The organism is Duganella qianjiadongensis (assembly GCF_009857915.1).
Lineage (GTDB): Bacteria > Pseudomonadota > Gammaproteobacteria > Burkholderiales > Burkholderiaceae_D > Rugamonas > Rugamonas qianjiadongensis.
The window spans coordinates 143,909-157,113 of sequence record NZ_WWCM01000005.1; the positions used below are offsets into that span (position 1 = coordinate 143,909).

Here is a 13,205-nt window from a genome sequence, read left to right on the forward strand (position 1 = left end):
ATTTCAATTGAATCAGCACCCGGCAATGGCTTGCGGAGTTCAATGGGACTCTGTAATATTCGATATATCGAATTCGTGTTCGAAATAACGAATTTCTCATAACGTAGTGAAATCGTACCACAGACAGGAACCCATATGAGCATTCAGGCAAAATCCAGCTTCTTTACCGGCCTTCAGGACAACCTCGACCAGCTGCGCACGCAGGGTCTGTACAAACCGGAGCGCGTACTGGCTTCGCGTCAGGGTGCCGAAGTGATGGGTGAGGATGGCCGAATGCTGATCAATATGTGCGCCAACAACTATCTGGGCCTGTCCGGCCAGGAGTGGGTGGCCCAGGCCTCCATCGCGGCGACGGAAAAATACGGTTACGGCCTGTCGTCGGTACGTTTCATCTGCGGTACCCAGACCGTGCACAAGCAGCTGGAACAGGCCATCTCGAAGTTCCTCGGCACCGAAGACACCATATTGTACGCGGCGGCTTTCGACGCCAACGGCGGCGTGTTCGAGCCGCTGTTCGACGAGAACGATGCCATCATCTCCGATGCGCTTAACCACGCCTCCATCATCGACGGTATCCGTTTGTGCAAGGCTGCGCGCTTCCGCTATGCCCACAACGATATGGCCGATCTGGAAGCCCAGCTGCAGGCAGCTGCCGACAAGCGCCACAAAGTGATCGTGACGGACGGCGTGTTCTCGATGGACGGCACGATTGCCCAGCTGGACAAGATCTGCGATCTGGCCGACAAATACGGCGCGCTGGTGATGATAGACGAATGCCATGCTTCCGGTTTCATGGGCCCGACTGGCCGCGGCACCCACGAGCACCACAATGTGATGGGCCGTGTCGACATCATCACCGGCACGCTGGGCAAGGCGCTGGGCGGCGCCATGGGCGGCTTCACGTCGGCCCGCAAGGAAGTGATCGAGATGCTGCGCCAGAAGTCGCGGCCTTACCTGTTCTCCAACACGCTGGCACCGGCCATCGCCGGTGCTTCGCTGGCCGTGCTGGAACAGCTGTCCGCTTCGACCGAACTGCGTGACCGCCTGCATGAAAATACCGCCTTCTTCCGTAGCGAGATCGAGCGTATCGGCTTCACCATCAAGCCCGGCACCCACCCTGTCGTCCCGGTGATGCTGTTCGATGCGCAGGTGGCGCAGAAATTCGCCGCCCGTATGTACGAGCTGGGCGTGCTGCTGAGCGGCTTCTTCTATCCGGTGGTGCCGATGGGGCAGGCGCGCGTACGCGTGCAGCTGTCGGCCGCCCATAGCCGCGCGCAACTGGTCACCGTACTCAAGGCATTCGAACAGGCCGGCCACGAGCTGGGCCTGCTGAAGAACTAAACATGAAAATCGTCAGGAATAAGAATATGAACACTCAGCAACGCATCCTCGTTATCGGTGCCAACGGCCAGATCGGCAGTGAACTGGTGGAAGCGCTGGCCGCCCAGCATGGCGCGCAGAATGTGATCGCCGCCGACATCAGCCCGAACAATCTGTACAACGCGGCCCGCTACACCACGCTCAACGTGCTCGATAAAGCCGCTCTGGCGGCGCTGGTGGCTAGCGAAGAGATCACCCAGGTGTACCAGCTGGCGGCCATGCTGTCGGCCACGGGCGAAGCGGCGCCGCTGAAGGCGTGGACGCTGAATATGGATGGCCTGCTCAACATTCTGGAAGTGGCGCGCGAACGCAATGCCGTGGGCAAGCCGCTGCGCATCTTCTGGCCGTCCTCGATTGCCGCCTTCGGCCCGAGCACGCCGGCGCAGGATACGCCGCAGACCACGGTGATGGACCCGACCACCATCTACGGCATCAGCAAGCTGGCTGGCGAGCGCCTGTGCGAGTACTACTTCATCAAGTATGGCGTGGACGTGCGCAGCATCCGCTATCCGGGCATCATCAGCTTCAAATCGCCACCGGGCGGCGGCACCACCGACTACGCTATCGCCATCTTCCACTCGGCACTGCGGGGCGAACGCTATGTATCCTTCCTCGGCCCGCAGACCACGCTGCCGATGATCTACATGCCAGACGCGATCCGCGCCACCATCGAACTGATGGATGCGCCGGCCGAACTGATCAAGGTGCGTTCGGCCTACAATGTGGCAGGCGTGTCCTTCAATCCGGAACAGCTGGCAGCCGCCATCAGCCGCAAACTGCCGGATTTCAAGATCGCCTACCAGCCGGACAGCCGCCAGGCCATCGCCGATACCTGGCCGCAGAGTCTGGACGATGCAGCGGCGACGGCAGACTGGGGCTGGCAAGCCCGCATCGGCATCGATGAAATGGTGGCCGACATGCTGGCCAACGTGGACGTGAGTCTGGGTAAAGCTGCTTGATCTTCTCCACCAAGGCTGTGTATGATGCGCAGCCTTTTTTGTAACACCCGAAACAGTACCTAAAAAAATACAGAATTAGAGAGAGACACACACGATGGACATGAGCGTATTTGATCTGTTTAAGATCGGCATCGGCCCCTCCAGCTCCCACACGGTGGGACCGATGGTGGCGGCGCGCCGCTTTTTGCTCGATAACGCTCCGCTAGACGACGTCAGCTCAGTCACCGCCGAACTATATGGCTCGCTGGCGCTGACGGGCGTGGGCCACGCTACCGACAAGGCGGTGCTGCTTGGCCTGATGGGCGAGACGCCGCAGGACGTCGATCCGGCCAGCGTAGACCAGCAACTGGCGCAGGCCGAGGCCAGCGGCCAGCTCAATCTGCTGGGCAGCCATGTCGTGCCTTTCCGTCGTGCCGAGCACCTGCTGTTCCACATGGCGGAATCGCTGGCGGAACACCCGAACGGCATGCGCTTTACGCTGAGCCGGCGGGACGGCAGCAGCACCAGCAAGGTGTATTACTCGGTAGGCGGCGGCTTTATCCGCGCCGAAGGCGAGCAGGCAGTGGCGCCGGCAGGCGGTGCAGCGGCGGCACGTCCGTATCCCTTCGATACCATGGCCCAGCTGCTGGCGCATGGCGAGCGCACTGGCCTGAGCATTCCGCAGATGTTGCGTGCTAACGAGAACGTGCGCTACAGCGATGCCGAACTCGATGCCGGCATGGACCGCATCTGGCAGGTTATGCGCGACTGCATCGCCCACGGTCTCTGCACGCCGGGCCAGCTGCCCGGCGGCCTGAACGTCAAGCGCCGCGCCGCCAAACTGTGGCAGCAAGCCAACGACAAGAGCGCCGCCGCAACACCGGTAAATGATCTACCGCACGACGCGCTGCATCAGGTCAGCCTGTACGCCATGGCCGTCAATGAAGAAAACGCCGCCGGTGGCCGGGTGGTGACGGCGCCGACCAACGGCGCGGCGGGCATTATTCCGGCAGTGCTGCGCTACTACGCGGAAGACTGCAAGCCGGCCGACGCGGTGACCGGCGTACGCAATTTCCTGCTGACGGCAGCTGCTATCGGCATGCTGTGCAAGCGCAATGCCTCGATCTCGGGCGCCGAAATCGGCTGTCAGGGGGAAGTAGGGGTGGCCTGTGCCATGGCCGCAGCCGGTCTGGTGGCAGCGCTGGGCGGCAGCAACCAGCAGATCGAAAATGCGGCCGAAATCGGCATCGAGCACCATCTGGGCATGACCTGCGATCCTATCGGCGGGCTGGTACAGATTCCCTGCATCGAACGTAATGGCATGGGTGCCGTCAAGGCTATTACGGCGGCATCGCTGGCGCTCAAGGGAGACGGTACCCACTTCGTCAGTCTGGACGAGGTGATCGAAACCATGCGCCAGACGGGCGCCGACATGCAGGCCAAGTACAAGGAAACCTCGCTGGGCGGTCTGGCCATCCACGTCATCACCGTCAACCACGCAGCCTGCTGACACTGCGCGCCGGCCGCTGCGTTGCCGGTTCCTGCCGCCTTAAGGGTTGAACGCGCGCGCCGCGCCGTCCAGCAGCAGCTGGCGGAACGCGGTTGCCGTGACGGGGCGGCTGAAGTAATAGCCCTGTATCTCGTCGCACAGATGTTCGTGCAGGTAGCTTAACTGTTCTACCGTCTCCACGCCTTCGGCGATGGTGCGCATGCCCAGGCTGCGCGCCATCTGGATGATGGCATTGACGATGGCGCGGTCTTCGGCGTCGGTAGTGATGTCGCGCACGAAGGACTGGTCGATCTTGAGCTTGTAGGCCATGAATTTCTTCAGGTGGCTGAGCGAGGAGAAGCCCGTGCCGAAATCGTCGATCGACATGCGCACACCCCGTTCGTGCAGCTTGTTCATCATGGCGATGGCCCCCTGCGGATCGTTCGCCGCCACCGCTTCCGTCAGTTCCAGTTCCAGATACTCGGCGGGCAAACCTTCTTCCTGCAGGATGCGGGTAATCAGTTTGGGCAGGTCGGTATTGCGGAACTGCACTGCCGACAGATTGACCGCCATGGTCACCGGCGGCAGTCCTTCGCTACGCCAGCGCACGGCCTGACGCACGGCTTCGCGCAGCACCCACGCGCCTATGCTCTGGATCAGGCCACTTTCTTCGGCAGCGGGAATGAATTCGGCCGGCGAGACCTTGCCCAGTTCCGGCGTTTCCCAGCGCAGCAGGGCCTCGGCACCGATGATGGCACGTTCGCGCAGTGCCACCTGCGGCTGGTAGAGCACATGCAGCTGATCGCGTTCGATCGCATAGCGCAGTGCATTCACCAGTTGCAGATGGCGCGCCGCGCGCTGCTGCATGGCGCTGGTGAAGAAGCGGATGCCGTGCCGGCCCGAACGCTTGACCTGATACATGGCAGCGTCGGCCCGCTGCAGCAGGGCCTCGATTTCTTCGCCGTCGGCCGGATAGATGGCCACGCCCAGCGAGGCGGTGACTTTCAGGTCGTGGATGCCGATGCGGAAGGGCCGGTCGATCAGATCGAGCAGCTTCTGCGCTACGCTGGCGACTTCGTCCGCATTCAGGCCCTGCAGCACAAAGATGAATTCGTCGCCGCCAAGACGCGCCACCATGTCCTGTTCGCGCATGGCGCCGCGCAGGCGGGTGGCCAGTTCGCACAGCAGCTGGTCGCCCACGCTGTGGCCGAGCGAATCGTTGATGTCCTTGAAGTGATCGAGATCGAGCATCAGCAGGGCCAGTGTGCTGTGCTGGCGGCGCGCCAGCGCGAGCGCCATATGGGCATGCTCCTGCAACTGGGTGCGGTTGGGCAGGCCGGTCAGCGCGTCGTAGTGGGCCAGATACTGGATGCGTTCATCGGCCAGCCGGCGCTCCGTCACGTCGCGGGTAATCCCCAGCAGCACACGCTCCTGCCCGGGAGCGTTATCCATAGGTGCGGCATGGGTTTCCAGCAGTCGCTGTTCGCCCTGCAGACCCTGTATGCGGAATTCCAGATGGCCGCTTTCACCGGCCATCACACGCCGCAGCAGCAGATTGAAGGCCTCGCGATATTCCGGCAGGATCAGACGTTCCGGCGTGGTCTGCTGCAACGTTTCCAGACTGTCGGCCTGCAGCATGCGCAGGCCGGCTGCGTTGATGTCCTGGAACTTGCCGGCAGCATCGATCAGCATCACGCATTCCGGTTCGGTTTCGATGATGGTGCGCAGCCGCTGTTCGCTCTTGCGCAGATTTTCTTCGGTGCGCTTGCGGTCCTGCTGGTGGTCGAAGTTCTTCAGTGCGAATTCGATATCGAGGCGCATTTCCATCAGCAGGTTCTGGGCATCTTCGTCGAAGGCATTGCGGGCGTCCGAATACGCCGAGAGGATGGCTACCACTTTCCCCTGCCGGCGCAGCGGGATGGCGGTGGAAGCAGCCCAGCCGAATTCGGCGGCGCGCGCATGCCAGATGCGGGTTTCTTCGGCCTCCATAAAATTCTGGCACCAGTAAGGTTCACCGCTGCGGTAGGACAGACCGGCGGGGCCGCAGCCTTCCGGCACATCGGCGCTTAGCGAGAGGTGTACCTGTTCCAGATATTTGGTGCCCACCCCGGCCCAGGCGACAGCCGCCAGCGTGTGGTGGGCGCCATCGACTGCGCCTATCCAGGCCATGGACATGCCGCCATGGGTGACGATGGCATCGCAGATGTGCTGGAACAGTTCGTGTTCGGAACGGCAGCGCACAATAGCCTGATTGCACTGGCTCAGCGCCATATATAGCCGGCTAAGGCGGTGGGTACGCGCCTGCGCGGCCAGCCGCTCCTGCTCCAGCCGCGCCAGATTGCGCTGCAATTCGCCTACCCAGCCCCATACGGTATCGCGTGCGCCCGGTGCTACCAGCAGGGGCGGATCGAGTTCTCCCTGACCGAGCCGGGTGATGCTGCGCTGGAGCTGCTCGACATTGCAGCCCAGCGAGGTATCCAGACTGCGCTTGGTGCGCCACAACATCACCAGCAGCCCCAGTGCGCTCAGGCCAAAGATGATGCGGGCCAGCAGCGCGTCGTTCTCTGCCAGCCTGACTTCCATCAGGGTGCGCTGCTCGACGCTGTAGCTGACCTGGCCGATAGGCGACATGATGCGTGCCTTGGCATGGTGGTAGTAGGGGTTGTGCAGCATCAGCATGGCCTGCTGCAGCGCTTCCGGCGTGACATCGGCGCGGTCGCGCATGCCGATGGCATTGCGTTCTATGGTCGAGAGGCGGTCCGATTCGCGCTTGGACTGGGCCAGCAGCTCCATTTCCTGATCGGTGAAGCCGGCAGCGCGCATCATTTCGAGCAGGGGAATAGCCGGGCCGGAAGGACGGGGACGGTGTTCGCCGTCGAGTACCAGATCCCAGTACACGTCCTCGTAGCGCAGCGGGCGCGGGGCTCGGCCATCGCGGATGTCGAGGATTTCCAGATAATGGCTACGGAAATGCGCTTCGCCGGTGATGATGTAGCTGCGCGCCATGCGGGTCAGGTCATCGGACGAGTGGCGCAGTTCTTCCACCAGTGCTTGCGACTGGAAGCGCTTTTCGTTGGCGCGGTCTATGCGTTTTTCCGTCCACACATAGGCTACAAATGTCAGTGCGGCAACTACAATGAGGCCAACGCAATATTGGAGGAAGCGGGTAAATTGCGGCGGCTGGCGTTGGTCTGACACGGGCATTGGGGGTCGAAAGCAAGCTGAACAGGGAAGCGCAGCCCTTAGTATAGGGGGTGCAAGTAACAAATTGCCAGCATTCTAGTGTGTTGCGCTGCAGATAATACAACGTCCATTTCACGGCTGGGGCCCGGGCGCACTATAATAGCCGCTCGCTGTGTACCGTTCTGCCCATTTGCCGTAAGCTCAACCGGACTTTCCTACCTATGCAATACGTGTCTACCCGCGCCGCCGCGTCGGCCGCTGCTTCCTCTACCCAACAATTCTCCGATATTCTGCTGGGCGGCCTTGCCGCTGACGGTGGCCTGTTCCTGCCGACCGCCTATCCGCAGGTAACGGGCGACGAGCTCAATGCCTGGCGCGATCTGTCGTATGCCGATCTGGCTTTCCAGATTCTGAAGAAGTTTGCCACCGATATACCGGAAGCCGACCTGCGCGCTCTGACCGCCAAGACCTATACCAAGGAAGTCTATAAAAACACCCGCGCCGGCGAAAAAGCCAGCCAGATCACGCCGCTGCGCGTGCTGGAAGAGCACGCCGACGGCAGCAAACTGGTGCTGCAGGCGCTGTCCAACGGCCCCACGCTGGCCTTCAAGGATATGGCCATGCAGTTGCTGGGCAATCTGTTCGAATACGCGCTGGCCAAGCAGGACGAACAGCTGAATATCTTCGGCGCCACCTCGGGCGATACGGGCAGTGCGGCCGAATACGCCATGCGTGGTAAAAAAGGCGTGCGCGTGTTCATGCTGTCGCCGCATAGCAAAATGAGCGCCTTCCAGACGGCGCAGATGTTCAGCCTGCAGGACCCTAACATCTTCAACATCGCGCTCGAAGGCGTGTTCGATGATGCCCAGGATATGGTCAAAGCCGTGTCCAACGATCTGGAATTCAAGCGACGCTACAAGATCGGTACGGTCAATTCGATCAACTGGGCCCGTGTGGTGGCGCAGGTGGTGTACTACTTCCGTGGCTATCTGTCGGCCACCACCTCGAACGAGCAGAAAGTCTCCTTCACCGTCCCGTCTGGTAACTTCGGCAATATCTGCGCCGGCCACATCGCCCGCATGATGGGCCTGCCGATCGATAAGCTGGTGGCCGCCACCAATGAAAACGACGTGCTGGACGAATTCTTCCGCACCGGCGTGTACCGCGTGCGCAAATCGGCCGAGACCTATCACACCAGCAGCCCGTCGATGGACATCTCCAAGGCGTCCAACTTCGAGCGCTTTATCTACGATCTGGTGGGCCGCGATGGCGACCGCACCCGCGCCCTGTTCCAGAAAGTGGAAACGCATGGCGGCTTCGACCTGTCCGGCAAACCGGGCAGCGATGGCGACGAGTTCAAGCTGGTGGCCAACTACGGCTTCAAGTCGGGCAAATCCACCCATGCCGACCGCCTCGACACCATCCGCGATGTGGCCGACGACTACGGCATCGTGATCGACACCCACACGGCGGACGGCATCAAGGTGGCGCGCGAGCACATCGAACCGGGCGTCACCATGATCGTGCTGGAAACTGCGCTGGCGGCCAAATTTAACGAAACCATCCTGGAAGCGCTGGGTCAGGACGCCGAGCGTCCGGCCGGTTTCGAAAACATCGAAGACCTGCCGCAGAAATTCGTGGTCATGCCGGTCGATGTGGAAAAGCTCAAGCAGTACATCGCCACCAATACCGGTCTGTAAGGCAGATCCAGCATGAGCAGCCATCAGCATCAGCCCCCGCCCATGTTATCCGTCAGCGCAGCGCTGCAGCTGATGGCGGCTGCCGCCCGCGTGGTGGAGGGGGTGGAAAGCGTGTCCACGCTGGCCGCCAACGGCCGCGTGCTGGCCGAGGCACAGGTGTCGGCTATGAACGTGCCCGGCATGGACAACACCCAGATGGATGGCTATGCCGTGCGCGCTGCCGATTGCGCCAGCGGCGGCGCCGCCTTGCCCGTGTCGCAGCGCATTCCGGCCGGCCATGTGGGCAGCGAACTGGCGGCTGGCACGGCAGCGCGGATTTTTACCGGCGCGATGATACCGCCCGGCGCCGATGCCGTGGTCATGCAGGAGCAGTGCGAGTTCAAGGATGGCGTGGTCACCGTGCGCCATACGCCCAAGGCCGGCGACTGGATACGCCGTGCCGGCGAAGATATCCGCACGGGCAGCGTGGTGCTGCCGGCCGGCACCCGGCTGCGCAGTCAGGAACTGGGGCTGGCCGCTTCGGTAGGGCTGGCGCAGCTGCCCGTGCGGCGCAAGCTGCGCGTGGCAGTATTCTTTACGGGCGATGAGCTGACCATGCCGGGTGAACCGCTGGCGCCGGGCGCGATCTACAATTCCAACCGGTTTACCATCCGCGCCCTGCTGGAAAATCTGGGCTGCGAGATCAGCGATTTCGGCATCGTGCCCGATACGCTGGCGGCGACCCGCGCCGTGCTGCGCGAGGCAGCGCAGGGCCATGATCTGATCATCACTTCCGGCGGTGTTTCCGTCGGTGAGGAAGACCACATCAAGCCTGCGGTGGAAGCCGAGGGCCGGCTGAATATGTGGCAGATTGCCGTCAAACCGGGCAAACCGCTGGCATTCGGCGAAGTAGGGCAGGCCTTCTTTACCGGGCTGCCCGGCAACCCCGTATCGAGCTTTATCACTTTCCTGCTGTTCGTGCGGCCATTCATATTGCGGCTGCAGGGCGTGGAACATGGGCTGGCGCCGCGCGCCTACACCATGCGGGCCGATTTCGACTGGCCCAAGGCCGACCGCCGCAACGAGTTCCTGCGCGTGCGCCTGAACGCCGAGGGTGGGCTGGAACGTTTCTCCAACCAGAGCTCCGGCGTGCTGACCTCCACCGTCTGGGGCGATGGCGTGGTCGATAATCCGCCCGGACAGGCCATAGCACGCGGCGATAGCGTGCGATTTATACCGTTTAGCGAGTTAATGTACTGATGTCTGTCACTGTAAAATTTTTTGCCAGCGTGCGCGAAGCGCTGGGCACCGCCTCCGAAGTGCTGGAATTGCCGGCAGGCGTGAGCACGGTGGGCGGTTTGCGCGCCCATCTGGCTGGGCGCGGCGACGTCTGGCAGCAGGCGCTGGGCAGCACGGCGCTGCGCATGGCCTGCAATCAGGTGATGTGCGATGCCGACGCCGCCGTGGCCGATGGTGCGGAAGTGGCGTTCTTCCCGCCTGTGACAGGCGGCTGAATGACGCAGCAGGCAGCACAGACGGCGAATCCGGTGCGTGCGCGGGTTGCCGTGATCGGCGGCGGGCCTGCCGGCCTGATGGCGGCACAGCAGCTGGCTCTGGCCGGGGTACAGGTCGATCTGTACGATGCCATGCCTTCGGTGGGGCGCAAATTTCTGCTGGCTGGCCGTGGCGGCATGAACATCACCCACGCCGAACCCTATTCCCAGTTTGTGACCCGCTATGGCGCCAGTACGGCGCCGCTACTGCCCATGCTCGACGCATTTGGCCCGCAGGCAGTGCGCGACTGGGTCCGTGGTCTGGGTCTGGAAACCTTCGTCGGCAGTTCCGGCCGCGTATTCCCCACTGACATGAAAGCTGCGCCGCTGCTGCGGGCGTGGCTGCATCGCCTGCGCGAAGCCGGCGTGCAGTTCCATATGCGCCATCGCTGGCTGGGCTGGCGCGGTGACGCGCTGTTGCTGCAGGGCCCGCAGGGCGACGTACTGGTGCAGGCCGACGCCGTGGTGCTGGCACTGGGCGGCGGCAGCTGGGCGCGGCTGGGATCGGATGGTAGCTGGCTGCCATTGCTGGCGGCGCGCGGCGTTGCTGTCGCACCGCTGCAGGCCGCCAACTGCGGTTTCGATGTGGACTGGAGCGCGCATTTCAGCGAGCGCCATGCGGGAGAACCGCTGACCACCGTGGCGATCAGCGCGCGCGGTGCCGATGGCCACAGCCTGTACAAGCAGGGCCAGTTCGTGGTGACGGCGGGTGGTGTGGAAGGCAGTCTGATTTATGCGCTGTCGGCTGCGCTGCGCGAACAGATTAACGCCGATGGCCATGCCGCCATCTATCTCGATCTGCTGCCCGATTTCAGCGCCGAGCGGGTGGCGGCGGAGGTGCAGCGCCCGCGCGGTGCCCGTTCCATGGCCAGCCACCTGCAAAGCCGGCTAGGCATCAAGGGCGTCAAAGCCGGATTGCTGCGCGAATGCCTGAGCAAGGAGCAGTATGCCGACGGCGAACAGCTGGCGCAGGCCATCAAGCATCTGCCACTGCGTCTGCTGCGCCCCCGTCCTATCGATGAGGCCATCAGCAGTGCCGGTGGCGTGCGCTGGGATGCGCTGGAGGGCTGCATGCTGGCGGCTGTGCCGGGGGTATTCGTGGCGGGCGAAATGGTGGACTGGGAAGCGCCCACGGGCGGTTATCTGCTTACCGCCTGTCTGGCCGGCGGGCAGGCTGCAGCACGCGATGTGCTGCGCTGGCTGGTCTAGTCTATTCCCAGCTCACGTCGCCCGAGCCGTTGCGGTCTACACTGCGCTGGTCGGGGCGGCCCAGCACCCTGACGTCGCCGCTGCCGCGCAGGGTCAGGTCGGCGCTGCGGCGCGCAAACACCTGGCTGCTGCCCGAGCCGCGCTGATTGAGTACCACTTTGTCGGCACTCAGATGGCGCGCATCGAGGTCGCCCGATCCCGTCACCTCCGCATTCAGATCCTTGCAGCTGCCGGCGGCCGCCAGTGTGCCGGAACCCACCATCTCCAGCGTCACGTGGTCGCTATTGCCGGCATTGAGGTTGAGGTGGCCGCTGCCATGGATGGCCGCTTCCAGCGTGCGATAACGGCCGCTGAAATCCAGATTGCCCGAGCCGTGCAGCTGCAGTTCCAGCCGGTCGCCGCTGAAGCCCTGTACGCGGGTTTCGCCGCTGCTGTTGACCACCAGCTCGCGCAGATCGGGCAGCACCAGTTCCACCCGCAGCCGGTGGCGCGGGTTGAGCAGCATGCCCTTGGTGCCGATATGCAGCTCGGCGCCATCCTGTATGGTCTCGATATTGGCCAGCGAGCGCTGTTCGCCCCGTACTTTCAGGCTGGCCGGCTGGCCCTGAGTGAGGGTCAGGTCGATCGGGCCGCTGACTTCGACGCTGTTGGCCATGCCGTCGACAGGGCGGTTTTCGCCCGCCAGCGCCCGTCCTGCCGAGCTGGAGAGACTGGTGGTGCCATAGGCTTTGAGCATGCTGTAGCTGATGCCTATCAGTACAAATGCCAGTAACAGCAGGCTGGTGGCGATTTTGAGCAGTGAGCGCATAGCAGAATTCCTAGTGGCCGCGCAGCAGCGAGAGATTGGCGGCGGCATAGCGTTTCAGGCCGAGCATGGTGTAGCGGCTAAGCACCACCCCCAGCAGGCAGAAGCCTATACCGCCCAGTATCAGGCCGAAACCGATCAGGCTCTGGGTGGTGCGGGCGCCGTTATCGAAGTCGGTGGTAATGTGCAGGTCGCCCGCGGCGACGGCCTCGGCCCGGTTGAGCAGGCGGCCGCCACGGCTCAGGTTTTCGTCAGCGCTGCTGCTGGCCGGCGTGGCCGTATCCGGATGCAGCTGTACGCCCATGCTGTCTATGGTCATGCGCCAGCCTTCGCCCGCCTGCTGCTCCTCGTCGCTATCGAAGTGGCTGCTGGTGTAGCTCATGATATGCCGTAGCGGGCCTTCCAGCGCCAGTTCGTTCTGGCCCGACAGGCCGCTAGACACCAGCGCGATACCGCCGATGTAGAAGGCAAACGCGGAGATGTACACGGCAGCCAGCAGCGATGCGTACACGGCAGCCGGGATCACCATGAACAGGTTGAACAGCACCAGCCCGATCAGCGAACCTAGTGTGCGCAGCAGATGGAAGGGGCGCTTTCTGGCTGGCGTCGCCGCTGCCGGCGCGGCGCCCGCGCCATGGAGCTGGGCATCCAGATGGGCCGCCGTGCGCAAGGCCATGGCCACCTGACGGGGCGGCTCCAGTTCCTGATAGATCTCGCTTTCGCCGCGTCCCGCTACCAGTCCGTCGATGAAACGCTGCTCGTAGTCGGCCAGTGCGGCGGCCACCGTATGCGGTGGCAGACCTTGCAGCGCCAGTCTGAGTTGTTCGAGGTATGCCTGCTTGTTCATATTCGCTTGTGTTGCGTAGCAATCGTTTGCAATGTGGCCTATGCTGCTACTTTATCGGGATCGCCGTCCAGTTGCTATGAACATGGGATGAAATGCAGAAATCCGGGCATAGACGACAGAAA

10 protein-coding genes are annotated in these 13,205 nt (G+C 63.0%); 7 read left to right on the plus strand and 3 right to left on the minus strand.

Translation table 11 applies throughout. From position 1 onward, the window contains the following. Positions 1-135 precede the first annotated feature (135 nt). The 3 genes from kbl to GTP27_RS09400 all read left to right on the plus strand — a co-directional run bounded on the left by kbl (position 136) and on the right by GTP27_RS09400 (position 3,828). Positions 136-1,341, plus strand: a complete 1,206-nt coding sequence (gene kbl / locus GTP27_RS09390; RefSeq protein ID WP_161038926.1) for a glycine C-acetyltransferase — start codon at positions 136-138, stop codon at positions 1,339-1,341. Positions 1,342-1,367: 26 nt separating this feature from the next. Continuing rightward, complete coding sequence (locus tag GTP27_RS09395) at positions 1,368-2,339, plus strand: NAD-dependent epimerase/dehydratase family protein (RefSeq protein WP_161038927.1); 972 nt, start codon at positions 1,368-1,370, stop codon at positions 2,337-2,339. A gap of 94 nt (positions 2,340-2,433) precedes the next feature. Next, the gene (locus GTP27_RS09400) at positions 2,434-3,828 is read left to right on the plus strand and encodes an L-serine ammonia-lyase (RefSeq protein ID WP_161038928.1); all 1,395 of its coding nucleotides are present in this window, start codon (positions 2,434-2,436) and stop codon (positions 3,826-3,828) included. 39 nt (positions 3,829-3,867) lie between these two features. Here the strand turns inward: GTP27_RS09400 and GTP27_RS09405 are convergent, their stop codons facing one another. Next, entirely contained in the window at positions 3,868-6,912 is a 3,045-nt protein-coding gene (locus tag GTP27_RS09405; RefSeq protein ID WP_202416657.1) for a bifunctional diguanylate cyclase/phosphodiesterase, read from the minus strand. A 299-nt stretch (positions 6,913-7,211) separates the two neighbouring features. Between GTP27_RS09405 and thrC the strand changes: the two genes are divergently transcribed. The 4 genes from thrC to GTP27_RS09425 are packed head-to-tail and all read left to right on the plus strand — an operon-like array spanning position 7,212 to position 11,431. Next, a complete protein-coding gene (gene thrC / locus GTP27_RS09410) occupies positions 7,212-8,690 on the plus strand; it encodes a threonine synthase (RefSeq protein WP_161038930.1) in 1,479 nt (492 codons plus the stop codon). A gap of 12 nt (positions 8,691-8,702) precedes the next feature. Next, the gene (locus GTP27_RS09415) at positions 8,703-9,929 is read left to right on the plus strand and encodes a molybdopterin molybdotransferase MoeA (protein ID WP_229633590.1); all 1,227 of its coding nucleotides are present in this window, start codon (positions 8,703-8,705) and stop codon (positions 9,927-9,929) included. Beyond that, positions 9,929-10,183 carry a molybdopterin converting factor subunit 1 gene (moaD, locus tag GTP27_RS09420; protein WP_161038931.1) on the plus strand — a complete coding sequence of 85 codons (255 nt, stop codon included), beginning with the start codon at positions 9,929-9,931 and terminating at the stop codon, positions 10,181-10,183. The genes GTP27_RS09415 and moaD overlap by 1 nt, the downstream gene beginning before the upstream one ends. After that, entirely contained in the window at positions 10,184-11,431 is a 1,248-nt protein-coding gene (locus GTP27_RS09425; RefSeq protein ID WP_161038932.1) for a TIGR03862 family flavoprotein, read from the plus strand. A gap of 1 nt (position 11,432) precedes the next feature. Here GTP27_RS09425 and GTP27_RS09430 read toward each other — a convergent pair whose 3' ends face one another. Further along, on the minus strand, positions 11,433-12,239 hold the full coding sequence (locus GTP27_RS09430; RefSeq protein WP_161038933.1) for a head GIN domain-containing protein: 807 nt from the start codon (positions 12,237-12,239) through the stop codon (positions 11,433-11,435). A 10-nt stretch (positions 12,240-12,249) separates the two neighbouring features. After that, positions 12,250-13,083 carry a DUF1700 domain-containing protein gene (locus GTP27_RS09435; RefSeq protein ID WP_161038934.1) on the minus strand — a complete coding sequence of 278 codons (834 nt, stop codon included), beginning with the start codon at positions 13,081-13,083 and terminating at the stop codon, positions 12,250-12,252. Between the last annotated feature and the right edge of the window lie 122 nt (positions 13,084-13,205).